The sequence below is a fragment of the Cellulomonas jepli genome (assembly GCF_047229345.1).
GTDB lineage: Bacteria > Actinomycetota > Actinomycetes > Actinomycetales > Cellulomonadaceae > Cellulomonas_A.
This window is the reverse complement of record NZ_JBFTER010000062.1, coordinates 1-26,195: the sequence shown is the minus strand read 5'-3', so window position 1 is coordinate 26,195 and position 26,195 is coordinate 1. Positions and strand designations below refer to the sequence as shown.

24 protein-coding genes are annotated in these 26,195 nt (G+C 74.2%); 3 read left to right on the top strand and 21 right to left on the bottom strand.

Annotation, left to right across the window (positions count from 1 at the left end):
- Positions 1–89 precede the first annotated feature (89 nt).
- The 4 genes from mmsB to AB6N24_RS14655 form a co-directional block, all read right to left on the bottom strand.
- Positions 90–1,313 (bottom strand): multiple monosaccharide ABC transporter permease, encoded by a 1,224-nt coding sequence (mmsB, locus tag AB6N24_RS14670; protein WP_412870126.1) that lies wholly within the window; start codon positions 1,311–1,313, stop codon positions 90–92.
- A complete protein-coding gene (gene mmsA / locus AB6N24_RS14665) occupies positions 1,310–2,860 on the bottom strand; it encodes a multiple monosaccharide ABC transporter ATP-binding protein (RefSeq protein WP_412870125.1) in 1,551 nt (516 codons plus the stop codon). The genes mmsB and mmsA overlap by 4 nt, the downstream gene beginning before the upstream one ends.
- Before the next feature lie 111 nt (positions 2,861–2,971).
- Positions 2,972–4,102, bottom strand: coding sequence for a multiple monosaccharide ABC transporter substrate-binding protein (chvE, locus tag AB6N24_RS14660; RefSeq protein WP_412870124.1), 1,131 nt, complete (start codon positions 4,100–4,102; stop codon positions 2,972–2,974).
- A gap of 351 nt (positions 4,103–4,453) precedes the next feature.
- On the bottom strand, positions 4,454–5,833 hold the full coding sequence (locus AB6N24_RS14655) for an ROK family protein (protein ID WP_412870123.1): 1,380 nt from the start codon (positions 5,831–5,833) through the stop codon (positions 4,454–4,456).
- Positions 5,834–5,909: 76 nt separating this feature from the next.
- On the opposite strand from AB6N24_RS14655, the gene xylA reads away from it, so the two are divergent.
- Together xylA and AB6N24_RS14645 are read left to right on the top strand one after the other, a co-directional pair.
- On the top strand, positions 5,910–7,097 hold the full coding sequence (xylA, locus tag AB6N24_RS14650; RefSeq protein ID WP_412870122.1) for a xylose isomerase: 1,188 nt from the start codon (positions 5,910–5,912) through the stop codon (positions 7,095–7,097).
- Between the two features lie 107 nt (positions 7,098–7,204).
- Entirely contained in the window at positions 7,205–8,698 is a 1,494-nt protein-coding gene (locus AB6N24_RS14645) for a xylulokinase (protein ID WP_412870121.1), read from the top strand.
- 167 nt (positions 8,699–8,865) lie between these two features.
- On the opposite strand, the gene AB6N24_RS14640 is transcribed toward AB6N24_RS14645, so the two are convergent.
- The 4 genes from AB6N24_RS14640 to nadC form a co-directional block, all read right to left on the bottom strand.
- The gene (locus tag AB6N24_RS14640) at positions 8,866–9,216 is read right to left on the bottom strand and encodes a histone-like nucleoid-structuring protein Lsr2 (protein WP_412870120.1); all 351 of its coding nucleotides are present in this window, start codon (positions 9,214–9,216) and stop codon (positions 8,866–8,868) included.
- A 110-nt stretch (positions 9,217–9,326) separates the two neighbouring features.
- A complete protein-coding gene (locus tag AB6N24_RS14635; protein WP_412870119.1) occupies positions 9,327–9,515 on the bottom strand; it encodes a hypothetical protein in 189 nt (62 codons plus the stop codon).
- Positions 9,516–9,567: 52 nt separating this feature from the next.
- Positions 9,568–11,025, bottom strand: coding sequence for a lysine--tRNA ligase (lysS, locus tag AB6N24_RS14630; protein WP_412870129.1), 1,458 nt, complete (start codon positions 11,023–11,025; stop codon positions 9,568–9,570).
- Positions 11,026–11,122: 97 nt separating this feature from the next.
- A complete protein-coding gene (gene nadC, locus AB6N24_RS14625) occupies positions 11,123–12,025 on the bottom strand; it encodes a carboxylating nicotinate-nucleotide diphosphorylase (RefSeq protein WP_412870128.1) in 903 nt (300 codons plus the stop codon).
- Between the two features lie 233 nt (positions 12,026–12,258).
- On the opposite strand from nadC, the gene AB6N24_RS14620 reads away from it, so the two are divergent.
- Positions 12,259–12,579, top strand: coding sequence for a rhodanese-like domain-containing protein (locus AB6N24_RS14620; RefSeq protein ID WP_412870118.1), 321 nt, complete (start codon positions 12,259–12,261; stop codon positions 12,577–12,579).
- A gap of 2 nt (positions 12,580–12,581) precedes the next feature.
- On the opposite strand, the gene AB6N24_RS14615 is transcribed toward AB6N24_RS14620, so the two are convergent.
- From AB6N24_RS14615 to AB6N24_RS14555, 13 genes are all read right to left on the bottom strand, one after another.
- The gene (locus tag AB6N24_RS14615; RefSeq protein WP_412870117.1) at positions 12,582–14,354 is read right to left on the bottom strand and encodes an L-aspartate oxidase; all 1,773 of its coding nucleotides are present in this window, start codon (positions 14,352–14,354) and stop codon (positions 12,582–12,584) included.
- Complete coding sequence (gene panD / locus AB6N24_RS14610; protein WP_412870116.1) at positions 14,351–14,842, bottom strand: aspartate 1-decarboxylase; 492 nt, start codon at positions 14,840–14,842, stop codon at positions 14,351–14,353. The genes AB6N24_RS14615 and panD overlap by 4 nt, the downstream gene beginning before the upstream one ends.
- A complete protein-coding gene (gene panC / locus AB6N24_RS14605) occupies positions 14,839–15,801 on the bottom strand; it encodes a pantoate--beta-alanine ligase (protein WP_412870115.1) in 963 nt (320 codons plus the stop codon). The genes panD and panC overlap by 4 nt, the downstream gene beginning before the upstream one ends.
- Positions 15,798–16,880 carry a Rossmann-like and DUF2520 domain-containing protein gene (locus tag AB6N24_RS14600; RefSeq protein ID WP_412870114.1) on the bottom strand — a complete coding sequence of 361 codons (1,083 nt, stop codon included), beginning with the start codon at positions 16,878–16,880 and terminating at the stop codon, positions 15,798–15,800. The genes panC and AB6N24_RS14600 overlap by 4 nt, the downstream gene beginning before the upstream one ends.
- Positions 16,877–18,595, bottom strand: coding sequence for a PH domain-containing protein (locus AB6N24_RS14595; RefSeq protein WP_412870113.1), 1,719 nt, complete (start codon positions 18,593–18,595; stop codon positions 16,877–16,879). The genes AB6N24_RS14600 and AB6N24_RS14595 overlap by 4 nt, the downstream gene beginning before the upstream one ends.
- A complete protein-coding gene (locus AB6N24_RS14590; protein WP_412870112.1) occupies positions 18,592–19,101 on the bottom strand; it encodes a PH domain-containing protein in 510 nt (169 codons plus the stop codon). Before AB6N24_RS14590 ends, AB6N24_RS14595 begins: the two co-directional genes overlap by 4 nt.
- A 128-nt stretch (positions 19,102–19,229) precedes the next feature.
- On the bottom strand, positions 19,230–19,730 hold the full coding sequence (locus tag AB6N24_RS14585) for a DUF3180 domain-containing protein (RefSeq protein WP_412870111.1): 501 nt from the start codon (positions 19,728–19,730) through the stop codon (positions 19,230–19,232).
- Positions 19,730–21,376, bottom strand: coding sequence for a 2-amino-4-hydroxy-6-hydroxymethyldihydropteridine diphosphokinase (gene folK, locus AB6N24_RS14580; RefSeq protein ID WP_412870110.1), 1,647 nt, complete (start codon positions 21,374–21,376; stop codon positions 19,730–19,732). The genes AB6N24_RS14585 and folK overlap by 1 nt, the downstream gene beginning before the upstream one ends.
- Complete coding sequence (gene folP, locus AB6N24_RS14575) at positions 21,373–22,233, bottom strand: dihydropteroate synthase (protein WP_412870127.1); 861 nt, start codon at positions 22,231–22,233, stop codon at positions 21,373–21,375. The genes folK and folP overlap by 4 nt, the downstream gene beginning before the upstream one ends.
- An 87-nt stretch (positions 22,234–22,320) precedes the next feature.
- Positions 22,321–22,965: a GTP cyclohydrolase I FolE gene (gene folE, locus AB6N24_RS14570; RefSeq protein ID WP_412870109.1), complete on the bottom strand. Its 645-nt coding sequence runs from the start codon at positions 22,963–22,965 to the stop codon at positions 22,321–22,323.
- A 5-nt stretch (positions 22,966–22,970) separates the two neighbouring features.
- Positions 22,971–25,016, bottom strand: a complete 2,046-nt coding sequence (gene ftsH, locus AB6N24_RS14565) for an ATP-dependent zinc metalloprotease FtsH (protein ID WP_412870108.1) — start codon at positions 25,014–25,016, stop codon at positions 22,971–22,973.
- Positions 25,017–25,133: 117 nt separating this feature from the next.
- The gene (hpt, locus tag AB6N24_RS14560; protein ID WP_412870107.1) at positions 25,134–25,688 is read right to left on the bottom strand and encodes a hypoxanthine phosphoribosyltransferase; all 555 of its coding nucleotides are present in this window, start codon (positions 25,686–25,688) and stop codon (positions 25,134–25,136) included.
- Positions 25,689–25,693: 5 nt separating this feature from the next.
- Positions 25,694–26,195 (bottom strand): TilS substrate-binding domain-containing protein (locus tag AB6N24_RS14555; RefSeq protein WP_412870106.1); only part of this gene is annotated, 502 nt, incomplete at its 5' end.

Sequence of the window (26,195 nt, the reverse complement as noted above, 5' to 3'; positions counted from 1 at the left end):
CCCTCGGCCCGGACGCGACGCGCCCGCGCCGACGCGACCCCGCAGGGCCGGTCGACGCGGGCGCGTCGGGAGAGCGGGATGCCTCGGGCTCAGCGCGCGCCGCCCGCGCGGCGCTTGTTGATGAGGTCGAACGCGACGGCGAGCAGGAGCACGAAGCCCTTGATCGCCTGCTGCACGGCCGGGTCGACCGAGAGGATCGACAGGCCCATGTTGAGCACGCCCATGATGAGCGCACCGATGATGGCCCCGGAGATCCGGCCGACACCGCCCGTGACCGCCGCACCGCCGATGAAGCAGGCCGCGATCGCGTCGAGCTCGTAGTTCTGGCCGGCGGCCGCGACCGCCGCCCCGGCGCGCGAGGTCACGACGACGGACGCGACAGCGGCGAGGAAGCCCATGTTGACGAAGATCCAGAAGTTCACGCTGCGCGTGTTGACCCCGGACAGGACCGCCGCCTGGACGTTGCCGCCGATCGCGTAGATGTGCCGGCCGAAGACCGTGCGGCCCATGAGGAACGTGTACGCGAGGATCAGCACGCCGACGATGATGAGGACGATCGGGGTGCCGCCCGCGCTCTGCGAGAGCACCCAGGTGACCGCGCCGATGCCGACCGTGATGAGCACGATCTTGGTCAGGAACAGCGGGAAGGCCTCGGTCTTGAGGTCGTGCTTCTTGAGCACGGAGCGCGCCCGGACCTGGCTGCCGACGAGCGCCGCGATCACCAGCGCGCCGAGCACGAGCGTCACGGCGTCCGCGTTCCCGGCGAAGCCGAGGAAGTTCGGGATCGAGCCGCCCGAGATGTCGATGAACGGCGCGGGGAAGCCGGCGACGGTGACGCCGACGAGCAGGATCGCGAACCCGCGGAAGATCAGCATCCCCGCGAGCGTGACGATGAACGCCGGGATCCCGATGTAGGCGACCCAGAACCCCTGCCAGGCACCGACCAGCGCCCCGACCACGAGGCCGAGCAGGACCGCGACGAGCCACGGGAGGCCGTAGTCCGTCATCATCAGCGCGACGAGCCCGCCGATGAACGCGACCTGGGAACCGACCGACAGGTCGATGTGCCCGGCGACGATCACCATGACCATGCCGATCGCGAGGATCATGACGTACGCGTTCTGCTGGATCAGGCTCGCGACGTTGTTGGGCAGCAGGAGCTTGCCGTCGGTGAGGACCTGGAACAGCGCGACGATCACGACGAGCGCGCCGAAGATGCCGTACTGGCGCATGTTGCCGCCCATGCCCTGGAGGCGCGCGAGCGGCGAGACCCGGGCCTGCGCCGGCGTCTCGGGTGTCGTGGTGGTGCTCATCGGGCGGCCCCGTCCTTCTCCATGGTCATGTAGTGCATGAGGGTCTCCTGGGTCGCGTCCTCGCGGGACACCTCACCCGTGATGCGCCCCTGCGAGAGCGCGTAGATGCGGTCGCAGGTCCCGAGGAGCTCGGGGAGCTCGGAGGAGATGACGATGATCGCCTTCCCCTGGGCCGCGAGCGCGTTCATGATCGTGTAGATCTCGTACTTGGCGCCGACGTCGATCCCGCGGGTCGGCTCGTCGAGGATGAGCACGTCGGGGTCCGCGAAGATCCACTTGCTCAGCACGACCTTCTGCTGGTTGCCGCCCGAGAGCTTGCCGACGAGGGCCTCGACCGTGGGGGTCTTGACGTTGAGGTCCTTGCGGTACTGCTCGGCGATCTTCGTCTCGCCCTCGCGGTCGACGACGCCGAGGCGGGCGACCTTGCCGAGCGCGGCCGACGAGACGTTGCGCTTGATGGTGTCGATGAGGTTGAGGCCGTAGCGCTTGCGGTCCTCGGTCGCGTACGCGATGCCGTGCCGGATCGCCTCGCGCACCGAGCCGACCTGGATCGGCTTGCCGTCCTTGAGGATGCGGCCCGAGATGTTGGAGCCGTACGCGCGGCCGAACACGCTCATCGCGAGCTCGGTGCGGCCCGCGCCCATGAGGCCCGCGATGCCGACGATCTCGCCCCGCCGCACGAAGAGGTTGGCGCTGTCGACGACGACGCGGCCGTGGTCCACGGGGTGGTGGACGGTCCAGTCCTCGATGCGCAGGACCTCCTCGCCGATCACGGGGTCGCGGTCGGGGAACCGCGCGTCGAGCGAGCGCCCGACCATCGCGCGGATGATCCGCTCCTCGGAGACGGGCTCGTCGCCGTGCATCGACATCGTCTCGATGGTGCGGCCGTCGCGGATGACCGTCGTGGTGTCCGCGATCGCGGCGATCTCGTTGAGCTTGTGGCTGATGATGATCGACGTGATGCCCTGGCCCTGGAGGCTGCGGAGCAGGTCGAGCAGGTGCGCGCTGTCGTCGTCGTTGAGCGCGGCCGTCGGCTCGTCGAGGATGAGCAGCTTGACGCGCTTGGACAGCGCCTTGGCGATCTCGACGAGCTGCTGCTTGCCGACGCCGATGTCCATGATCTTGGTGTCGGGGCTCTCGGTGAGCCCGACCCGGGCGAGCAGCCTCGCGGCCTCGGCGTTCGTGCTGTTCCAGTCGATGACACCGCGCTTCGAGCGCTCGTTGCCGAGGAAGATGTTCTCGGCGATCGACAGGAACGGGCTCAGCGCGAGCTCCTGGTGGATGATGACGATCCCGCGCTCCTCCGAGTCGCGGATGCCCTTGAACTCGCAGGGCTCGCCCTCGAAGAGGATGTCGCCCTCGTAGGTCCCGTGCGGGTACACGCCCGAGAGGACCTTCATCAGGGTCGACTTGCCGGCCCCGTTCTCCCCGCAGATCGCGTGGACCTGCCCGCGCCTGACCTCGAGGGTGACGTCCTGCAGCGCCTTGACGCCCGGGAACGTCTTGGTGATGCCCCGCATCTCGAGGATCGTGTGATCGCCTGTCATGTCTGCTCGCAGTCGTGTGCTGGTCGGTGGACCGCCGGACGCCCGGCACGGTCCCGGCGGAGGCCGGCCGGGGCGGCGTGCGCCACCCCGACCGGCCGACGGGACCTCGGGTCAGAGACCGAGGTCGCTGGCCTCGTAGAAGCCGGACTCGACGAGCACCGACTCCACGTCGTCCTTCACGACGACCTGCGGGGGCAGGAGGTAGGTCGGGACGACCTTGTTGCCGTTGTCGTAGGTCTCCTCGTCGTTGACCTCGACCTCCTCGCCCGTGACGATCTGGTCGACCATCTTGGCGACCTGGTCACCGAGCGTGCGGGTGTCCTTCCAGACCGTCATCGACTGCTTGTCGGCGAGCATGTTCTTGACGTTGGCCTCGTCGGCGTCCTGGCCCGTGATGAGCGGCCAGTCGGAGCCCGGCGTGTAGCCGGCGCCCTCGAGCGCCTGCTCGATGCCGAGCGCGAGCGAGTCGTTCGGGGAGAGCACGACGTCGACCTTGGTGCCGCCCGCGTAGAACGAGTTCAGGCGGTTCTCCATCTCGGACTGGGCGTCGTCGGAGCCCCAGCCCTGGATGCCGATGCTGGTCCACTCGTCGTTGCTCTTCGGGGCCTTGCCCGACGGCGTGACGAGCTTGCCCTCGTCGACGTACGGCTTGAGGACGTCCCACGCGCCGGAGAAGAAGAACTTGGCGTTGTTGTCGTCCGGCGAGCCCGCGAACGGCTCGAGGTTGAACGGGCCCGCCTCGGTCTCGAGGCCGAGCTGCTCGACGATGAACTCGCCCTGGAGCTGGCCGACCTTGTAGTTGTCGAACGTCGCGTAGTAGTCGACGTCGTCGGTGCCGTTGATGAGGCGGTCGTAGGCGATGACCGCGATGTCCTTCTCCTTCGCCTGCGCGAGCACCGGGCCGAGCGCGGTGCCGTCGATCGAGGCGACGACGAGCACCTCGGGGTCCTGGTTGATCATGTTCTGCAGCTGCGTGATCTGCTGGTCGACCTGGTTGTCGGCGTACTGGAGCGTGGTCTCGTAGCCGGCCTCCTGGAGGAGCTCCTCGAGGTGCGCGCCGTCCTTGTTCCAGCGCTCGAGGCTCTTGGTCGGCATCGCGATGCCGATGAGGCCGCCCGCGGCGGCGGTGCCGTCGCCCTCGGGGGTCTCGGCCGCGCGCTCGTCGCTGCACGCCGCGAGGCCGCCCACGAGCAGCGCCGCGCCGGCGAACGCCGCGACGACCTTGGTGTTTCTGAGAGACATCGTTGTCGACCCTTCGTCCGACCGCCGGACTGCCCGGCGGTGAGGTGACGCGTCCTCGCGTCGGGTTCGGGGTACCCCGTGACGACCTGCGGTCGCCGTCAGGCACCCTCGCCTGATCTGCACCCGGGCCGGCCGACCCGAGTTTGTTGTCGCGTTGAATTTAGGATGTGAAGCCATCCTGCGCAAGGACAGTACAACTGTTGAAGGTCACGATTCCACAACGGCGGGATCACATCCCGGTGACGATGCCCGTCTGCATCGATGTGAGCGGTCACATGGACGAATCGGACACCCGACTGCCGGGCGGCGTCACCCGAACGTGCGAGTCACCCCGCCGCCCGCCCGCCGACGTCACGTGCGCGCCGGCACCTTCCGGGCGCCCGGGCCCGCCCCGTCGCCCGTGCCGAACCAGCCGATCGGGTCCGCCGCGACCGCGCGCAGCACCGCGAGGGCACCCCCGGTCATCGCCGGGTACTCCCCCGCCCGGGCCTCGCTCAGCTCGACGGGCGACCACCCCCCGAAGATGACACAGCGTTCGAGCTGCTCGGCGACCGCGTCGCGCACGTGCGGGTAGATCTGCCCGAACGTGCCGCCGAGCACGACGAGCCCGACGTCGACGACGTTGACCACGTTCGCGAGCGCGACGCCGAGCGCGGTGCCGCCCCGGCGGAGGGACTCGAGCGCCGCCCGGTCCCCCGCGTCGGCGGCCGCGACGAGGCTCGCGAGCGGCGCGCCCGGCTCGAGCCCCGCCCCGCGCACGAGCGCGTCGAGCCCCGCGTACTCCTCGAGCGTGCCGCGGCCCGGGCCGAACGGGTCGAGCACGGTGTGCCCGAGCTCGCCGCTCCACCCGTGCCGCCCCAGGAAGATCTCGCCGTCGAGGACGATCGCGCCGCCGATCCCGACCTCGCCCGAGACGTACACGAAGCTCGGGCGGCCCGCCGACCTGCGCGCATGGGCCTCGGCGCGCGCGGCGAGGTTCGCCTCGTTGGCCAGGCGCGGCGGGAACCCGGCGAGCACCGGGTGCCTCGTCAGGTGCGCGACGACGTCGACGTCCCGCCACCCGAGGTTCGGCGCGACGCGCAGCGGCCCGGTCACGCGGTCGACCAGCCCGGGCAGCGCGAGCGCCGTGCCGGCGACCCGCACGCCGTCCGCGCTGAGGTTCGCCGCGACCCGCCCTGCCATCTGCGCGAGCCGGTCGAGCACCGCCTCCGGCCGGCTGCCGCGCAGGTCCCCCAGCTCGACCCGCTCGGTCAGGACGCGCCCCGCGAGGTCGAGCGCGCGCACCCCGACGTAGTCGACGTTGACCTCCATGCCCAGCGCCGCCACGGTGCCGCGTGCGGGCGCGAGCGGGACCGCCGGACGCCCCGCGCGCTGCGAGACGAGCGGCTCGAGCTCCACGACGAGCTGCGCGGCGATGAGCTGGTCCACGAGCCCCGAGACGGTCGCGCGGGCCAGCCCGGTCGCGGACGCGATGTCGGCGCGGGACAGCGGCGCGTGGGCGTCGAGGACGTGCTGGAGCGCGAGGCTGAGGTTGTGCTCGCGCAGCGACGCCTGCCCCGCGGCCCGGCCCGGCGCCCGCACGCGGGTCGCCGACGGACGGCCCCGCGCCGGGAGCGCGCCGGACGCCCGGACGCCCCGGGCGACGGCGCGGCCCGTCGGTGCGGCAGCGGGCGCGGCGGCCTGCGCCGACACCTCGAACGAGGCAGCGGCAGCGGACCGGTCGGACGTCATGACTTGACCCTAGCCGTTCGCGCGCATAAGTTCACTCATACAACAAATCCCGCCGGCTCTCGTGGAGGAGAACCCGATGGCGCCCAAGGCCACCCCCGCAGACAAGTTCTCGTTCGGTCTCTGGACCGTCGGGTGGGAGGCGCGCGACCAGTTCGGCGACGCGACCCGCCCGTGGCTCGACCCGGTCGAGTCCGTGCACCAGCTCGCCAAGCTCGGCGTCGCGCACGTGACGTTCCACGACGACGACGTCGTCCCGTTCGGCTCCGACGCGAAGACGCGCGACGAGATCCTCGCCCGCTTCAAGGGCGCGCTCGACGAGACCGGCATCACCGTCGAGATGGTCACGACGAACACGTTCTCGCACCCGATGTTCAAGGACGGCGCGTTCACCTCGAACGACCGCCGCGTGCGCCGCTACGCGCTGCGCAAGATCGTCCGCAACGTCGACCTCGCCGCCGAGCTCGGCGCCGACACGTTCGTCATGTGGGGCGGGCGCGAGGGCGCGGAGTACGACTCCGCGAAGGACCTCAACGCCGCGCACGACCGCTACGCCGAGGGCATCGACACCGTCGCCGCGTACATCAAGGAGAAGGGCTACGGGCTGAAGATCGCCATCGAGCCCAAGCCCAACGAGCCGCGCGGCGACATCATCCTCCCGACGATCGGCCACGCGCTCGGCTTCATCGCCAAGCTCGAGCACGGCGACATCGTCGGCCTCAACCCCGAGACGGGCCACGAGCAGATGGCCGGCCTCAACTACACGTCGGGCATCGCCCAGGCGCTGTGGGCGGGCAAGCTGTTCCACATCGACCTCAACGGCCAGCGGTCCATCAAGTACGACCAGGACCTCGTCTTCGGCCACGGCGACCTGTTCTCCGCGTTCGCGACGGTCGACCTCATCGAGAACGGCTTCCCGAGCGGCGGACCGCGCTACGACGGCCCCCGCCACTTCGACTACAAGCCCTCGCGCACCGAGAGCTTCGACGGGGTCTGGGCGTCCGCCGAGGCGAACATCCGCACCTACCTGCTGCTCAAGGAGCGCGCGCTGGCGTTCCGTGCCGACCCCGAGGTCCAGGCGGCGCTCGAGGCGTCCGGCGTGCTCGAGCTCGCGCAGCCGACCCTGAGCGAGGGCGAGACGCTGGCCGACCTGCTGGCCGACACGTCCGCGTACGAGGACCTCGACGTCGACGCCGTCGCGGCGCGCGGCTTCGACTTCGTGCACCTCAACCAGCTCGCGCTCGAGCACGCCATCGGCGCGCGCTGACCGCTGCCGGACCAGCACGACCGCACGACCCGAGAAACCCCGGCCGGGCCCGGCGACCGCACCACGCGGACGCCGGGCCCGGCTCCTCGCACGAAGGGCACACGCACATGACGCTCGTCGCCGGGGTGGACTCCTCCACCCAGTCCTGCAAGGTCGTCGTCCGCGACGCGCAGACGGGGGCGCTCGTCCGCTCCGGGCGCGCCTCGCACCCCGACGGCACCGAGATCGACCCCGCCCGCTGGTGGGACGCGCTCCAGGCCGCGATCGCGGACGCCGGGGGGCTCGACGACGTCGACGCGATCGCCGTCGGCGGGCAGCAGCACGGCATGGTCGCCCTCGACGCGGACGGCCACGTGGTCCGCGACGCGCTGCTGTGGAACGACACGCGCTCCGCGCAGGCAGCCCTCGACCTCATCGGGGAGCTCGATGGCACGCCGCGCGACGGTGCCGCCGGCGCCGCCAGCGCTGACGGCGGCGCCCCGCTGCTGGACGGCGCGAGCGCCTGGGCCCAGGCGACCGGCTCGGTGCCCGTCGCCTCGCTCACCGTGACGAAGCTGCGCTGGCTGCGCGACGCCGAGCCGGAGAACGCCGCGCGCGTCGCCGCCGTCGCCCTCCCCCACGACTGGCTCACGTGGCGCCTCGCCGGCCACGGGCCGGGTTCCGGCCGCACCGGGCTCGAGGCCCTCACGACCGACCGCTCCGACGCGTCCGGAACCGGTTACTGGTCCCCCTTCACCGACGACTACCGCCGCGACCTCCTCGAGCTCGCGCTCGGCCACGACGCGGTGCTGCCGCGGGTCGTGCGCCCGGGCGAGCCCGCCGGGACCTCGACGGTCGGCGCGCGCGGTCCGCTGCTCGGCGCCGGCGCCGGCGACAACGCCGCCGCGGCGCTCGGCCTCGGGCTCGTGCCCGGCGACGTCGCGATCTCGATCGGCACGTCCGGCGTCGTCTCGGCGATCGCCTCCGCGCCCAGCGCCGACGGCTCGGGCCTCGTCACGGGCTTCGCCGACGCGACCGGGGCGTTCCTGCCGCTGGCCTGCACGCTCAACGCCTCCCGCGTCCTCGACGCCGCCGCGCGCATGCTCGGGGTCGACCACGCGGGCCTCTCCGAGCTCGCGCTGTCCGCACCCGCCGGGGCCGACGGGCTCGTCCTCGTGCCCTACCTCGAGGGTGAGCGCACGCCCAACAAGCCGGACGCGACGGGTGCGCTGCACGGCATGCGGCTCGCGAACACGACCCCGGCGCACCTCGCCCGCGCGGCCGTCGAGGGCATGCTGTGCGCGCTCGCCGACGGCCTCGACGCACTGCGGGCGCAGGGCGTGCAGGTCGAGCGCGTGTTCCTCATCGGCGGCGGCGCGCAGTCGCAGGCGGTGCGCGAGATCGCGCCGAGCGTCCTCGGGCTCGACGTGACCGTGCCGACGCCCGGCGAGTACGTCGCCGACGGGGCCGCGCGCCAGGCGGCCTGGGTGCTCTCGGGCGAGCCGACGCCGCCCGCGTGGACCGGTGCCGGCGAGTCGACCGTCTACCGCGCCGAGCCCGCGCCGCACGTGCGCGCGCAGTACGCGGCCGTCCGCGAGCTCACCGGGACCCGTCCCGCCTGAGCCGCCCGGCGCGCGTCCGCCCGGTGCGGACCGGGCGCGCGTCCCGTCCGGTCCGGGTGCCCTCCCACCCCGTCCGGACGCACGAGTGCCCGGCACCCATGGGGTGGTGCCGGGCACTCGTCACGTCCTGCGCGTCGCGGGCGACCGCGACGGGGATCCGTCTGGCGTCAGTGCGCAGCCTCGTACGCGGCCTTGACGTCCGCCGAGATGCGGCCGCGCTCCGAGACGGGGTGACCGTTCGCCTTGGCCCAGTCGCGGATGGCACCCGCGTCGCCGCTCGAGGACGAGCCCGACGAACGGCGCGTGCTGCGCCCGCCGCGGCCGGCCGACGAGGACGCGCGTCCACCGGTCTTGCGCGCGTGACCCACCCACGTGGCGAGCGACTCGCGCAGCTCGTTCGCGTGCGCCGACGTCAGGTCGATCTCGTACGAGACGCCGTCGATCGAGAAAGAGACGGTCTCGTCTGCGGTTCCGCCGTCAATGTCGTCGACGAGCAGGACCTGGACCTTCTGGGCCATTGTTCTTCTCCTGGTGCGAGGGGGGATTCTCACGGGGGTGTTGAACGCAGCATCGCACCATTCGAAAGTTGCGTCAAAGGGGACGCCCGAGCACCGGGGAACAGCGAGTGTCAGATATCTGATTCAACCCGGGCGGATTTGGCCTTCGCCGCGCGCTCCGCGTCCTGCGCATCCATGCGCGCCAATGCGGCACGTTCCGTGCGGTCGGCATTCACGAGCGAGCGCATCACATACCAGAAGATCGCGCCGACGCCCACCGAGGGCAGCAGCGCGGCGAGGGCGAGAAGGAAGTCGTTCATCGCGACAAGTCTACGCCCGGCGCCCTCGACGGGCGCCCGGCTGCATTTCTGCTCAGGCCTGCGGCTTCACCAGCGGGAACAGGATGGTCTCGCGGACACCGAGCCCCGTGAGCGCCATGAGCAGGCGGTCGACGCCCATCCCCATGCCACCGGCCGGCGGCATCGCGTACTCGACGGCGGTGAGAAAGTCCTCGTCGAGCTGCATGGCCTCGTCGTCGCCCGCGGCCGCGAGCAGCGCCTGCGCCTCGAAACGCTGGCGCTGGATCACCGGGTCGACGAGCTCGGAGTAGGCGGTCGCGAGCTCGAAACCGCGCACGTACAGGTCCCACTTCTCGACGAGCCCGCGCTTGGTGCGGTGGTCGCGCGTGAGCGGGCTGGTCTCGACCGGGAAGTCGCGCACGAACGTCGGCGCCCACAGGTCGTTCCCGACGTGGTGCTCCCACAGCTCCTCGACGAGCTTGCCGTGGTTCTGCCGGCGCGGGTCGATCTGGATGTCGAACTTCTCCACGAGCGTCGTGAGCCGCTCGTCGGGGGTGTCGTGCGTGATCTCCTCGCCGAGCGCCTCCGAGAGCGACTCGTACATCGACAGCTGCGTCCACCGCCCGCCGAGGTCGTACTCCTCGCCGTTCGGGAGCGTCACGACCGTGCCGCCGAGCGCGTCGTTCGCGGCGGTCTGCACGAGGTCCTGCGTGAGCGTCGCCATCGTGTCGTAGTCGCCGTAGGCCTCGTACGCCTCGAGCATCGCGAACTCGGGCGAGTGCGTGGAGTCGGCGCCCTCGTTGCGGAAGTTCCGGTTGATCTCGAAGACGCGCTCGATCCCACCGACGACCGCACGCTTGAGGAACAGCTCGGGGGCGATCCGCAGGTACAGCTCGATGTCGAACGCATTCATGTGCGTGACGAACGGGCGCGCGGCGGCGCCGCCCGCCTGCGTCTGCAGCATCGGCGTCTCGATCTCGAGGAACTCCCGCCCGTGCAGGTTGTCGCGCAGCGAGCGCACGACGGCGGCGCGCAGCCGGGCCGCGTCGCGCGCGGCCGGGCGGGCGATGAGGTCGACGTAGCGCTGGCGGACGCGCGCCTCCTCGGAGAGGTCCTTGTGCAGCACGGGGAGCGGGCGCAGCGCCTTCGCCGCGATCTGCCAGCCGTCCGCGAACACCGAGAGCTCGCCGCGGCGCGAGGAGATGACGCGCCCGTGCACGAAGAGGTGGTCGCCGAGGTCGACGAGCGCCTTGAAGCGGCCCAGCGACTCCTCGCCCACCTCGGCGAGGCTCAGCATCACCTGCAGCCGGGTGCCCTCGCCGTCCTGGAGCGTCGCGAAGCACAGCTTGCCGGTGTTGCGCAGGAACACCACGCGCGCCGCGACGCCCACGACGTCGTCCGTCTCGGTGCCCGGCTCGAGGTCCGGGTACGCCGCCCGGACCTGCGCGAGGGTGTGGGTGCGCGGCACGGAGACCGGGTACGCCTCGCCCTCGGCGAGGAGGCGCTCACGCTTCTCGCGGCGGACCCGCATCTGCTCGGGGAGGTCCTCGGTCAGCTCGTCGTCCGCCCCGGCGGGCACGCTCTCGGTCACCGGACGATCCTACCGACCGGCGCACCTCGCTCCGTCGTCAGGCGGTCCCGGCGGGCGTCAGGTCGAGAGCGACGTCCAGGATCGGGCTCGAGTGCGTCAGGGCCCCCACGGAGAGGTAGTCGACGCCGGTGCGCGCGACGTCGGCGGCGACGTCGAGCGTCAGGTTGCCCGTCGCCTCGAGCTCGACCTTGCCGGTGCGGCCCTCGCCCGCCCGGACCGCGGCCACGACCTCGGTCAGCACGGCGGGCGGCATGTTGTCGAGCAGCAGGAAGCGGGCGCCGACCTCGACGGCCTCGAGCGCCTGCGCGAGCGTGTCGGCCTCGACCTGGATCGTGACGTCGGGGAAGCGCGTGCGCACCGCCTCGACGGCCGCCGCGACCGAGCCCGCGGCCACGACGTGGTTGTCCTTGACCATCGCGACGTCGTAGAGGCCCAGGCGCTTGTTCGTGCCGCCGCCGCAGCGCACCGCGTACTTCTCGAGCGCGCGCAGCCCCGGCGTCGTCTTGCGGGTGTCGAGCACCTGCGCGCCCGTGCCGTCGAGCGCGTCCGCCCAGCGGCGCGTGTGGGTCGCGACGCCCGACGCCCGCGAGACCAGGTTGAGCAGCGTCCGCTCCGCGACGAGCAGGACCTGGACGGGCCCGGTGAGCGTCGCGAGCACGTCGCCGCGGCGCACGCGCGTGCCGTCGGGGACGTGCAGGTCGACCGCCACGGCCGCGAGCGCGAGCCGGTCCGCGACCTGGTCGAGGACCTCGGCGACCACGACGAGCCCCGCGACGACCCCGTCGGCGCGCGTGACGACGTCCGCCGTGCCGGTCTCGTGCACCGGGACGGTCGCCTGCGTCGTCACGTCGCGGCCGGGCGCCGGGCCGAGGTCCTCGTCGAGGGCGGTCCCGACGAGCCGCGCGAGCCACGCGGCGTCGGGCCGGGTCTGGGCGGCCACGGCGTCCTGCGGTGCGGCGTCGTGCGGTGCGGCGTCGGGCGGGGTCTGCGCGGTCACGGCGCCACGGTAGCCGCGCGGCGCGCGGACGCGGACCGGCGTCCGTCCGTGCACCGCGCCAGCCGTGTCGCTTCCGTTCGGGGCGCGGGCACCCCATCCTGGGACGCGGCCGCCCGTCGGCGGGCCCGGCGCACCACCGCCGTCCTGCACCACCGTCGCACCCCAGGAGGACCCGCGTGAACGAGATCGACGTCGCCCGGCTGCACGCGCTGCTCGGCGAGGACCCCACGGCGACCCTCGTGGACGTCCGTGAGGCCGACGAGTACGCCGGCGGGCACGTCCCCGGGGCGGTGTCGGTGCCGCTGTCGGAGCTCGTCGCCCGTGCACCCGAGGTCCTCGGCCTGCCGACGCCCGTGCACCTCGTGTGCGAGTCGGGCGGGCGCTCGGCCCAGGCCGCGGGGTGGCTCGAGGCGCAGGGCGTCGAGTCCGTCAACGTCGTGGGCGGGACGAGCGCGTGGCGTCGCGCCGGGCTCCCGGTCGAGGTGCCGGGGCGCTGACGTCAGGCCGGCGGGACGTCCCCGGCGAGCGGCACCCGCTCGGTCAGGAGCCGCCCGTCGGCGTCGAGGCGCACCTCGATCCGCAGGCGCCACGCGTCGTCGGGCACCGGGAAGTCGGTCCGTGCGTGGCCGCCGCGGCTCTCCTGGCGCTCGAGCGCGGTCACGGTGAGCGCGGTCGCGACCTGGTGCACGTTCGTGGTCTCCCACTCGGCGGTCTGCGGGTCGGCCACGACCCCCGACGAGCCGTGCGAGACGACGTGCGCGTCGGTCCGGACCCCCGCGAGCCCCTCGGCGGCGGCCCGCAGGCCGTCCGCGGAGCGCAGCACGCCCGGGCCCGACGACGCGAGCCGCTGGATCCGTGAGCGGCTGGCGCCCGCCACCAGCGCGGCTCGTCCCGGACGCTGCTCGGGCTCCTCCGGGACGAGGTCCCCGGCGCCGACCCGCTCGGCGATGTCCCGCGCGGCGCGGTGCGCGAACACGAGGCCCTCGAGCAGCGAGTTCGAGGCGAGCCGGTTCGCGCCGTGCACGCCGGTGCACGCGACCTCGCCGACGGCGTAGAGCCCGCGCAGCGAGGCCCGGCCCACGAGGTCGGTCACGATGCCGCCCGAGTGGTAGTGCTGCGCCGGGGCGACCGGCACGAGATCGGTCGTCAGGTCGATGCCGTGCTCGAGCAGGCGCTCGTGGATCGTCGGAAAGCGCCGGCGCAGGAAGTCGGCGCCGAGGTGCCGCGCGTCGAGCAGCACGTGCTCGGAGGCGGTCCGGGCCATCTGCGTGACGATGGCGTGCGCGACGACGTCCCGCGGCGCGAGCTCGGCCATCGGGTGCACCGCGGGCATGAAGCGCACGCCGTCCGTGTCGAGCAGGTACGCGCCCTCGCCGCGCACGGCCTCCGAGACGAGCGTGAGCTGCCCGCGCACGCCCGACCCGAGCCACAGCACCGTCGGGTGGAACTGCACGAACTCGAGGTCCCCGAGCCGGGCACCGGCCCGCAGCGCCGCGGCGATCCCGTCGCCCGTCGCCTGCACCGGGTTCGTCGACGAGCGGAACACCTGCCCGATCCCGCCGGTCGCGAGCACGACCGCCGGGGCCAGCGCCGCGCCGACGCCGTCGCGCGTGCCCTCCCCGATCACGTGCAGCGTCACGCCGCACACCGCGCCGGGCTCGCCGTGCGGCCCGCGCGGGCCCGTGAGCAGGTCGAGCACGAGCGCGTGCTCGACGACCTCGATGCCCGGGTCGGCGCGCACCGCGTCGAGCTGCGCGACGAGCGCGCGGGAGATCTCGGCACCGGTCGCGTCCCCGCCGGCGTGCGCGATCCGGTCGGCGTGGTGGCCGCCCTCGCGGGTCAGCGCGATCTCGCCGTCGGCCGCGCGGTCGAACACGGCACCGCCCGCGACGAGCTCCCGCACGCGCGCGGGCCCCTCGGTCACGAGCACCTCGACCGCGCGCGGGTCGCACACGCCGGCCCCGGCGACGAGCGTGTCGGTCAGGTGCGCCGAGGGCGAGTCCGTCGGGTCGAGCGCGGCCGCGATGCCGCCCTGCGCCCACAGCGTCGACCCCGACGCGAGCACGCCCTTGGTCACGAGCAGCACGCGCGGGACGCGGGTGCGCAGCTCGAGCGCGGCCGTGAGGCCGGCGATGCCCGAGCCGACGACGACCGCGTCGGCCCGCACGGTCCAGCCCGGCTCCGGCGCCGCGAGGTGCGAGGCGAGGACGACGCCCTCCCCCTCGCGCGCCTCGAGCCCCTGGGGGTTCGCCGGCGCCGGGGCCAGGGTCATCGCGCCGTGCCAGGGATCGCCGGGTGCGGGCCCTGCACGAGCGAGCGGCCCTGCGCGAACGGCACGCCGCTCGGCTCGAGCCCCGAGAGCTCGGTCCACTCGGGCGGCACCTGCCCGGGGTCGTCGCCGGCGCCGACGATGCGGTTGTCCCCGTCGACGAGCACGACGTGCGGGGAGTAGGTGCGCGCCTCGGCGTCCGAGAGCATCCCGTACGCGATGAGGATCACGACGTCGCCGGGGTGCACGAGGTGCGCGGCCGCCCCGTTGATGCACACCTGGCCCGAGCCGGCCTCGCCCGCGATCGCGTACGTCGTCAGCCGCGCGCCGTTCGTGACGTCGACGACGTCGACCTGCTGCCCGGGCAGCAGGTCCGCGGCGGCGAGCAGGTCGGCGTCCACCGTGATGGACCCGACGTAGTGGAGGTCGGCCTGCGTCACGGTCGCACGGTGGATCTTGCCGATCATCATCGGTCGCTGGAGCGAGGTCATCGGGTCCCCTCGGGTCGGTCGGGCCCGGCCTGCTCGGGGTCTCCGAGGGTCAGCCGGACGTTGTCGATGAGCCGGGTGGAGCCTACGCGGGCGGCGACCGCGAGGACCGCGGTGCCGGCGAACCCGGGTCGTACGTCGTCGAAGCCTGCCGCGTCGACGAGCGCGACGTAGTCGACGTCCACGACCCCCGCCGCGGCGAGGGCGGCGTGCACCGCGTGCACCACGTCGCCGGGGTCCTTGCCGGCCTCGGCGAGCTCCCGGGCGTCCGCGAGCCCGCGCGAGAGCGACAGCGCCTGCGTGCGCTCCGCGGGGCTCAGGTACGCGTTGCGCGAGGACAGCGCGAGGCCGTCGGCGTCGCGGACCGTGGGGACCCCGCGCACCTCCACCGGCACGTCGAGGTCGTGGACCATGCGGCGCACCGCGCTCAGCTGCTGCGCGTCCTTCTCGCCGAACAGCGCGACCGACGGACGCGTGAGGTGCAGCAGCTTGAGCACGACGGTCAGGACGCCGTCGAGGTGGCCCGGGCGCGAGCGGCCCTCGAGCACGTCGCCGACGCGGCCGGCCGCGACGCGCACCACGGGGTCGCCGTCGGGGTACACGACGTCCGGGGTCGGCGCGAAGACCACGTCGCCGGGGCCGAGCAGGCCGTCGCCGCCGAGCAGCGCGAGGTCGCCGTCCAGGTCGCGCGGGTAGCGGTCGAGGTCCTCGCCGGCACCGAACTGCAGCGGGTTCACGAAGATGGTCACGACGACGTGCCGGGCGGCCGCGCGCGCCGCGCGCACGAGCTCGAGGTGTCCGGCGTGGAGGGCACCCATCGTCATGACGACCGCGCGTGCGGGGAGGCCGGACGTGCCGACACCTGCGGTGTCCTGCGCCGCGAGGGCGAGTGCCAGCTCCTCACGCGTGCGGACCAGGGCCGGTCCGTCGGCCGGTCCGGCGCGGTGCTCGTGCGCGGTCATGCGTCGTCCTCCTGCGTGCGGTGGTCCTCGGGGTCCGGCGCGTCCTGCGCGCCCCCCGGTGCGTCGGGGCCAGTGGCTCCCACCCCGTCCAACGCTGCGGGGTCCCCCGGCATGCCCGCCACCGGGAGCGGCTCGGTGAGCACGTCGAGCAGCGACTGCGCGGCGCCGGCGTCGAGCAGCCCCGCCGCGAGCGCGCGCGACGTCGCCGCGCGCGCGAGGGTCCGGTAGCTCAGCGGCACGTCGACCGCGCCCGTGCCCGCCCCGAGCGCGCCGAGCACCTCGACGTGGTCGCGGACCGTGCCGGCGTCCCCGCGTCGGACCGGTCCCGTGAGCGCGGTGATCGCGCCCGGTCCGCCGCCCGACGCACCGCCCGAGCCCGCCGGCGCGCCCGCGGACGCCGCCCGCAGCGACCCGTCGAGCGCCGCCGAGAGCAGCGGCCCGAGCACGCGGCCCGGGTCGTCGACCCCCGCGGCCGCGAGGGCCTGCGCCGCCTGCGCGACGAGCACGACGAGGTGGTTGGCGCCGTGCGCGAGGGCTGCGTGGTAGAGCGGGCGGGCCTCCTCGGCGACCACGACCGGCTCGCCGCCGATCTCGACGACGAGCGCCTGGCCGATCGGCAGCACCGGGCCCGGTGCGGTCACGGCGAACGTGCAGCCGACCAGCCGTGCGAGGTCGAGCGACGTGCCCGTGAACGTCATCGCGGGGTGCAGCGCGAGCGGGATCACGCCCGCAGGCCGCGCCGCGGCGAGCACCCCGACGCCGTACCGCCCGGAGGTGTGCGCGACGATCTGGCCCATCTGCCACGCACCGACGTCCGCGAGCCCGGTCACGAGCCCCTCGAGCGCGTCGTCGGGCACCGCGAGCAGCACGAGCTCGGAGCGGCGCACGACCTCCGGGACGTCGACGACCGGCACGCCCGGCAGCAGCTGCTCGGCGCGCTCGCGCGACTGCGCCGAGATCGCGCTGACCGCGACGACCGGGTGGCCCGCGGCCCGCAGCGCGCTGCCGAGCACCGCACCGACCCGGCCGGCACCCACGACGCCGACGCCGAGGCGCCCGGGCCGGCTCGCACCGCTCACGCCGTGCCCTCGCGCCGCATCCACTGCTCGGGACCCGCGCTGGCGCGGGCCGCGCGGGCACGCTCCGCCTGCTCGTCGAGCAGCGCGGCCGCGACCGCCGCGTCGAGGTGGTCGACGCGCGGGCTGACCGGGCCGGGCGTCGAGTGCACGACGAGCGACGCGACGCCGAACCGCCGCTGGAGCGGGCCCTGGTCGAGCTGCAGGGACTGCGTGCGCTCGTGCGGCACGACGACGAGCCGGCGGATGAGCCGCCCGGAGCGCACGAGCAGCGCGCGCTCGGTCACGAGCACCCCGCGCCGGTTCCACGCGAGCAGGTCGAGCAGGCGCGCGCGGCGCGGCACGGTGAGGAAGCCGAAGGCGTCGTCGGCCGCGGAGCCCGAGAGCCCCGCCTCGACGACCGCGCGCGGGTCCGCCACCCCGAGGTCCGGGAGCACGAGCCACAGGGCCAGCACCGCGTCGTCGCGCGTCCCGACCGGGAGCAGCACGTTCTCCGTCTGCTGCTCGCTCGCTCCCCCGTAGCCCGCGACGTTCATCTGCACGCGCCACCAGTCCTTGCGCCGCCACAGCGGGCCCTGCGTGATCGCGAGCGCCTGGACGCGGCCCGGCGGGACCGTCTGGGCGCGTGACTCCGTGAGGCCGTGGCGCAGCCGGATGCCGTCGGGCGAGATCGCGGCGCGGAAGTTCGCGCCCTGGTTGACCGACGACCAGATCGCGCCGGCGATCCCGAAGAGCGCGGGCACGACGATGAACACGGCGCCCGGCTCCCGCGTCCAGGCCACACCCACCACGACCGGCACGATGAACACGCCCGCCCAGACCATCACGCCCGAGCGCAGCACCGACTGCACGAGCCGCGCCATCGGAACCTCGAAGACCTGCTGCTCCGGCGCCGCCTCGACCACGAGCCCGCCCTGCGGCGCCCCCGCCTCGACGTGCAGGCCCGCGGCGCGCGCGAGCAGCTCCGAGCGCAGCGCCTCCGCCTCGTCCTGCTTGAGGAACGCGAGGGAGACCGCGGAGCCCGAGCCGCCGGCGACCTCGAGCTTGAGCTCGGCGAGCCCGGTGATCCGCGCGAGCAGCGGCTGCACGACGTCGACGGCCTGGAGCCGGTCGAGCCGCGCCTGGCGCTGCTGGCGGAACAGCACGCCGGTGTGCAGGTGCACGGCCTGGTCGGTCACCGCGAACCGGGTCATGCGCCACGCGAGCAGCGCGTACACGAAGCCGATCGCGGCGACGAGCACGAGGCCCCCGACGACGAACCGCCAGCGCCCGTCGCCCACGAGCTCGGCTGCGTTCCGCAGGTCGTCGCCGAACTGGTACCCGAGCACCGCGATGGCGCCGACGAGCACGCGCCAGCCCTTGATGGCCGGGGTGACGGGGTGCATCCGGCGCCAGACGCGCGAGTCCGCGGCGGGCTCGGGCAGCGTCGGGCCCCCACCGGGCGTGACGTCCGCGGGCAGGGCGCCGTCGGGCGCGACGTCACCGGGCGTCGCGTCGCGGGGCACGACGTCGTCAGGCGCCGGGGCCGCCGCAGGCTGCGCGTCGGGACCGGCGGCCACCTGCTTCACGAGGTCGGGGCGCGCCGGGACGCGCTCGGCGGAGGCGGCACCCTCCCCGGGAGCCCCCGGCCCGGGCGGGTCCGGCACCGCGGTCGTCGGGACCGGCCACCCCTCCGCCGGCTCGGCCGGGCGGTCCACGTCGCTGCCGCGCTCGCTCACAGCCCCGCCAGCTGCGCCTCGCCGCGCGACGCGAGCTGGTCGCGCAGGCGCGCGGCCTCCTCGGGCGGCAGGCCGTCGATGGTCGCGTTGGTGTTCGGCGACGCGGTGTGGAGCTGCACGGACGCGATCCGGAACCGTCGGGCGAGCGGGCCCGCGGTGACGTCGACGTACTGCATCCGCCCGTACGGGACGACGACGAGCTGGCGGAACAGGATCCCCTTGCGCACGAGGAGGTCGTCGGCGCGCTCGGCGTACGCGTGCGCCCGCACCTGCCGCGGCACGAGCACCGCGGCCCACAGCATCGGCGCCACGACGACCGCGGGGAACACCCACGTCCACACGGCGCCCGTGAGCAACGGGATCGGCACGAGGACCAGGAGCACGATCGCGGTGGTGATCCCCATGGCCGTGAGCCGCGCGCCGGCGAGCCGGGGCGACACGGGGGTCCAGGTCACGCCGGTCGGGTCGAACGGGCCGCCGGGCGCGCGTCCGGGTGCAGTCGTCATGCACTCATCCTTCCACCGCGACCGGTGCCGCCGGATCGGTCCTGCGGTGGACCTCGTCCGACCCAGGTCCAGGACCCGGCGTCCGACGGGCTGGGCGGGGTCGGGGACCCCGCACGCCCGCCGTCGGGTCAGCCCGCGGCGGGGTCCGGTGCGGGCTCGCGGGGGCGCGACGGGTCGTCCTTGACCCCGTCCTCGGGTGGCGGCACGCGGCAGAACCACTCGACGACGAGCCCGACGACCGCGAGCACCAGCGCACCGAGGACCGCGAGCCCCGCGGCCGCGGCACGGGCGCGCTGCGGCTCGATGTCGAGGTCGCCGAGCACCGCGAGGACCTGGCCGCCGTACCAGCCGACGAGCACCGCCCCGGTGTAGCAGGCCGCCTTCGCGAGCACCGCGGTCCGCGCGGCGCGGATCGGCGACAGGTCGGGCCGCTTGCCCTGCAGGAACTGCCGGACCGCCCAACCCATCGAGAGCACGACGGCCGCGATGACGAGCTCGACGCCGACGACGAGCCACGGGACCTCGGGCACCTGGACGCCGCGGCTCGCGAGCGCCCGGACCAGCAGCGCGCTCAGGGCGGTGGTGGCGAACGCCCAGAGCGCGAGCGTCTGCCATCGCGTGCGGTGCATCACGGGTGCGGCCCGGTCCCCGGCTCACCGCCGGCGGGCTCCGGCTGCACGGCCGGTACCGGGACCGTGAGCCAGTCGAGCGCGAGCCAGCGGATCCCGTCGCGGTCCGGCGCGGTCGCGGCGAGCGCGCCGACGGGTCCGCCACCGAGCCCCGGCAGCACCGCGTCGGGAGCGACCTGGGCCCAGGGCTGCAGCACGAACGCGCGCTCGTGGGCGCGCGGGTGCGGCAGCTCGAGGTCCTCGGTCACGGCGAGCGTCGTGCCGTAGACGATGATGTCGACGTCGAGCGTCCGCGGCCCCCAGTGCTCGTGCCGCTCGCGTCCGTGGAGCTGCTCGACGGCCTGCGTCGCGCGCAGCAGGTCGCGGGGCGCGAGCGTCGTGCGGGCGAGGACGACCGCGTTGAGGAAGTCGGGCTGGTCCGGGCCGCCCACGGGGGCGGTGCGCGCGAGCGGCGACACGTCGACGACCTCGATGCCCGGGACCTCGGCGAGGTCGTACACCGCGTCGCGCAGCGTCTCCTGCGCGGCACCCAGGTTCGAGCCGAGCGCGAGGACCACGTCGACCGGGCGGTGCGGCGCCTCGTCGAGCGCGTCGCTCACGAGCTCGCCCTCGACCACGTCGTCCTCCGGGTCACCGGGACCACCGAGGAGCTCGGGGCGGGTCGCCCGGGCGTGCGGCGCGAGCTCCGGCGCCGGCGGCACCGGGTGACCCACGGCGCCGTGGCGTGCGGGCGCGCCGCCGTCGACGCGCACGGGTCCCGAGTGGTGCGTCCCCGGCGTCTCGTCGGGCTCCGCGTGCGGCTCCGCCGCGAGGGTCTCGGGCCGGTAGGGCCGCGGCTGGTAGGGGCCCTCGTCGTAGGGGAAGGCGGTGGTGCGCACGAGGGGGTCGGTCGGGTCAGCGGGCGACGGGGCGCCGGGGTGCGGGCCGGTCGGGACGGGCGGGAGGGGTGCCGGCGGGTGCGGGGCGGGCGGGTGCGGGGTCGGCGGGTGGGGGTCGGGCACCGGCTCGGCGGCGCGCGGCCCGGACGACGACGACGCGGCGACCGGAGCGGCGGAGGCGACGGGGACGGGGGAGGCGGCCGCGACCGTGGGCAGCTGCGCGGTGACCGTGCGCACCGGGGCCGACGTCACCGCGGCCCGGTCGCGGCCGTCCTCCTCCGCGGGGCGCCACGGCTCGGCCGCGGGGAGCTTGTCGCGGTCGCGGTAGATCTCCACGACGACGTCGTCGAACGGCACCGGGATCGGGGCGCGCGGCTTGTGCAGCGCGACGTCGACGGCCACCGCCTGGGGGAACGCCAGGACCGTCGCGGCGATCCGCTCGGCGACCGTCTCGATCAGGTCGGCGGGGTCGCTCGAGAGCACCCCGGCGACGTGCTGCGACAGCGTCCCGTAGTCGAGCGTGAGCGCGAGCTCGTCGCGGGCCGCGGCGCGCCGGGTGTCGAGGTGCACGACGACGTCGGCGACGAACTCCTGGCCGTCGCGGCGCTCGTGCTCGAAGACCCCGTGGTAGCCGATCGCGGAGATCCCGAGCACCCGGATGCGGTCGAGCCGCCGGCCCGACGCGTCGTGGGCGACCGCCGCGCTGAGCGCGTACGGGTCCCGCCCGCGTGCCGGCCGGCCGGCCTCACCGTTCGCGTGCACGTTCACCGCTCGCCTCCCGTCGTCCGAACCGTCCGCCCCGCCCCGCTCGTGTCGCCGCCCGCGCCGCCACCCGCCCGTCGCCAGGCCGCTGCGACCCGCACGGCGTCCGCCGAGCCTGCCACCTCGTGCACCCGCACGCACCAGGCTCCCGCGGCCGCCGCGAGCGCCGAGACCGCCGCCGTCGCGCCGTCGCGCGCGAGGGGCGGTGCGGGCGTGCCGTCCGGCTGCGCGAGCAGGTGCCCGAGGAAGCGCTTGCGGGACGCCCCGACGAGCACCGGGAACCCGTCCGCGACGAGCTCGGGGAGCCGCGCGAGGAGCGGCCAGTTGCTCGCGCCCGGCTTCGCGAACCCGAGCCCCGGGTCGAGCACCACCTGCTCGTCGCGCACGCCCGCGGCGCGCAGCGCGTCGACCCGCTGGGCGAGCTCGCGGCGGACGTCGGCCACCACGTCGTCGTAGTCGTCGCGCGCGTCCATGACGTCCGCGTGCCCGCGCCAGTGCATCGCGACGTACACGGCACCGGTCTCCGCGACCGTCGCGAGCATCGCGTCGTCGGCGAGCCCGCCCGAGACGTCGTTGACGATCGACGCGCCGCGCGCCACGGCCTCGCGGGCCACGACCGCACGCGTCGTGTCGACGCTCACCGTGGCGCCGCGCTCGACGAGCTCGGCGACGACCGGGAGCACGCGCTCGAGCTCGTCCTCGACCGCGACCCGGCGCGCGCCCGGCCGGGTCGACTCGCCGCCCACGTCGAGCAGGTCCGCCCCGGCCTCGACGAGCGCCAGGCCGTGCGCGACCGCGTCACCGGGCGTGAACCACCGGCCACCGTCCGAGAACGAGTCGGGAGTCACGTTCACGACCCCCATCACCAGCGTGCGCCCCGCACCCGTGAGGTGCTCGGGCAGGGGTGCGGGGCGTGCTCCGGTGCTCACGGGGCCGAGCCTAGGCCCCGGTCAGCGTCCCAGGACGAGGCTCATCGCCTCGGCCCGCGTGGCCACGTCGCGCATCTGCCCGCGCACCGCCGACGTGACCGTGCGCGAGCCCGGCTTGCGGACGCCGCGCATGGACATGCACAGGTGCTCGCACTCGATGACGACGAGGACGCCCTTGGGGTCCAGGTTCTCGACCAGCGCGTCGGCGATCTGCGACGTCAGCCGCTCCTGGACCTGCGGGCGGCGCGCGAACACCTCGACGAGCCGCGCGAGCTTGCTGAGCCCCGTGATCCGGCCCTCGGAGCTCGGGATGTACCCGACGTGCGCGACCCCGTGGAAGGGCACGAGGTGGTGCTCGCACGTCGAGTACACCTCGATGTCCTTGACCAGGATCATCTCCTCGTGGCCGAGGTCGAACGTCGTGGTCAGCACGTCCTCGGGCTCCTGGCGCAGGCCCGCGAAGATCTCCCGGTAGGCCCGGGCCACGCGGGCCGGCGTCTCGCGCAGTCCCTCGCGCTCGGGGTCCTCGCCGACCGCGAGCAGGAGCTCGCGGATCGCGGCCTCCGCCCGGGCGGCGTCGTACTCCGGCACCACCCGGCGCTCCGGCGCGGCGAGGGGCGCCGGCAGCAGCTCGGGCAGGGCGTCGTCGTGCTCGTCGACGGTCATCGCCGTCAGCTCTGCGCGTTCGGGTCGGGGGTGCCGTCCCACGGGAGCTGGACCGGGATCTCGGCCGGGTGCTCGGGCTTCGCGTCGGCCGCGATGTCCTCGGGGATGATCGGCGCGCCGTTCTGCGCCGCCTTCTCGCCCTTGGTGAGCACCGGCGGACGCTTCGAGACCGCGCGCTCCTCGCTCGACAGCCACACCTGGCGCGGCTCGCGCTTGACGACCGGCGCGAAGATCTCGGCGAGCTCGGCCTGGTTCAGCGTCTCGCGCTCGAGCAGCTCGAGCACGAGGTGGTCGAGCACGTCGCGGTACTGGACCAGGATCTCCCACGCCTCGTCGTGCGCGGCGTCCATGAGCTTGCGGACCTCGACGTCGACCGTCGCGGCCACCGACTCGGAGTAGTCGCGCCCGTGGCCCATGTCGCGGCCCATGAAGACCTCGCCCGAGTCCTGGCCGAGCTTCACCGCGCCGATGCGCTCGCTCATGCCGAACTGCGTCACCATCTTGCGGGCCGTCGCGGTGGCCTTCTCGATGTCGTTGCTCGCGCCCGTCGTCGGGTCGTGGAACACGAGCTCCTCGGCGACGCGGCCGCCCATCGCGTACGCGAGCTGGTCGAGCAGCTCGTTGCGCGTCGTGGAGTACTTGTCCTCGAGCGGCATGACCATCGTGTACCCGAGGGCCCGGCCGCGCGGGAGGATCGTGACCTTGGTGACCGGGTCGGTGTAGCGCAGCGCCGCCGCGACGAGCGCGTGGCCGCCCTCGTGGTACGCGGTGATCTTCTGCTCCGAGACCTTCATGATCCGGGTGCGCTTCTGCGGGCCCGCGATGACGCGGTCGATCGCCTCGTCGAGCTCGTGGTCGCCGATCGTCTGGCCACCCGTGCGCGCGGTCAGCAGCGCGGCCTCGTTGAGCACGTTCGCGAGGTCGGCACCGGTGAAGCCCGGGGTCCGGCGCGCGACGGCGTCGAGGTCGACGTGCGGGGCCATCGGCTTGCCCTGCGCGTGCACCTGCAGGATCCGCGAGCGGCCCTTGAGGTCCGGCGGGTCCACCGAGACCTGGCGGTCGAAGCGGCCCGGGCGCAGCAGCGCCGGGTCGAGGATGTCGGGACGGTTCGTCGCGGCGATGAGGATGACGTTCGTCTTGACGTCGAACCCGTCCATCTCGACGAGCATCTGGTTGAGCGTCTGCTCGCGCTCGTCGTGCCCGCCGCCCATGCCGGCGCCGCGGTGGCGGCCGACGGCGTCGATCTCGTCGATGAAGATGATCGCGGGCGCGTTCTGCTTGGCCTGGTCGAAGAGGTCGCGCACGCGGCTCGCGCCGACGCCGACGAACATCTCGACGAAGTCCGAGCCCGAGATCGAGTAGAACGGCACCCCGGCCTCGCCGGCGACGGCCCGCGCGAGCAGCGTCTTGCCGGTACCGGGCTGGCCGTACAGCAGCACGCCCTTGGGGATCTTGGCGCCGACCGCCTGGAACTTGGCGGGCTCGGCGAGGAACTCCTTGATCTCGTGGAGCTCCTCGACCGCCTCGTCGACGCCCGCGACGTCCGCGAACGTGACCTGCGGCGACTCCTTGCTGACGAGCTTGGCCTTCGACTTGCCGAAGCTCATGACGCGCGAGCCGCCGCCCTGCATGTTCGACATGAGGAACCAGAAGACGGCCAGGATGATGATGAACGGCACGATCAGCGTCAGCAGGCTGCCCCACCACGACTGGCGCGGGACCTCCGAGGTGAAGCCCTTCTCGGGGTCCGCGTCGGCGATGGCGTTCACGACCGTCTCGCCCTGCGGCTCGACGTAGTAGAACTCGACGTTCTTGCCGAGGTTGTCGTCGCCCTCCACGTAGTCCTCGGACAGCGTGAGCTGGACGCGCTGCTCGCCCTCCGTGACCTTGACCTGCTCGGCCTTGCCCTCGTCGAGGAGCTCGAGCCCGACGGACGTGTCGACCCGCTGGGTGCGCGGGGAGCCGAAGATGGTGCCGAGACCGATCCAGACGATGACGGCGGCCAGCACGATCCACACGGCGGGGCCGCGGGTGAGTCGCTTGAGATTCATGGGCAGCGGGGGTGGCGCCCCCTCATCCCTCCGGGTTGCAGGGCAGCAGGTGGCGTCGAAGTTACACGCTGCACCTGTGATCGACGGGGTCTGTTCGCCCAGGGCAGGAAGGGCGCCTCAGTGCGAGTAGACGTGCGGCGCGAGCGTCCCGACGAACGGCAGGTTCCGGTACTTCTCCGCGTAGTCGAGCCCGTAGCCGACGACGAACTCGTTCGGGATGTCGAAGCCGACGTAGCGCACGTCCACGTCGACCTTCGCGGCCTCGGGCTTGCGCAGCATCGTCGCGATCTCGACGCTCTCGGGACCGCGGCTGCGCAGGTTCGCCAGCAGCCACGACAGCGTGAGCCCGGAGTCGATGATGTCCTCGACGATCAGCACGTGCCGCCCGGTCAGGTCGGTGTCGAGGTCCTTGAGGATCCGCACGACGCCCGAGGACTTGGTGCCCGAGCCGTACGACGACACGGCCATCCAGTCCATCTGCACCGTGGAGTGCAGGCGGCGCACGAGGTCGGCCATGACCATGACCGCTCCCTTGAGCACCCCCACGACCAGGAGCTCCTTGCCCGCGTAGTCCGCGTCGATCTGCGCCGCCAGCTCGTCGAGGCGCGCACCGAGCTGGGCCTCCGTGAGCAGCACGCGCTCGAGGTCGTCACCCATGTCCGCAGGATCCACGGTCGTCATTCTCCTTCGTGCGTTCGGGGGTGGAGCCTCAGCCTGCCACACGCGCGGGACGCGACGACGGGACCCGGCAGGGCCGCCGGACCCTGCCCGTGCCACGCGGTGACGAGGGCGTCGACCGCGAGGACGTGGGCCCGGGTCAGGCTCCCCGAGGGGCAGCCCGCCTCCACCGCGGCCCGGCGCAGCGCGCGGCGGCGCACCGCGGGCAGGGCCCGCGCGAGGGTCTCGACGTCGAGCGCGACGCCCGGGGACGCGTCGTGCGGCCCGCCGCCGGGCGTGTCGCGGGTCGCCGCCGCGAGGAGCTCCGCCGCGAGGGCGTCGAGCGCGTCCGCGTCCTCGCGCAGCAGCTCGGCGGTCCGGGCGAGCGCGACGGCGACCCCCGGGCCGAGCGTGTCCTCGAGCACTGGCAGGGCCGCGGCGCGCACGCGGGAGCGGAGGGGCGCCGCGCGGTCGTCGGCCGCCGCGGCGTTGGTCGGGTCGTGCCACGGCGCGAGCCCGTGC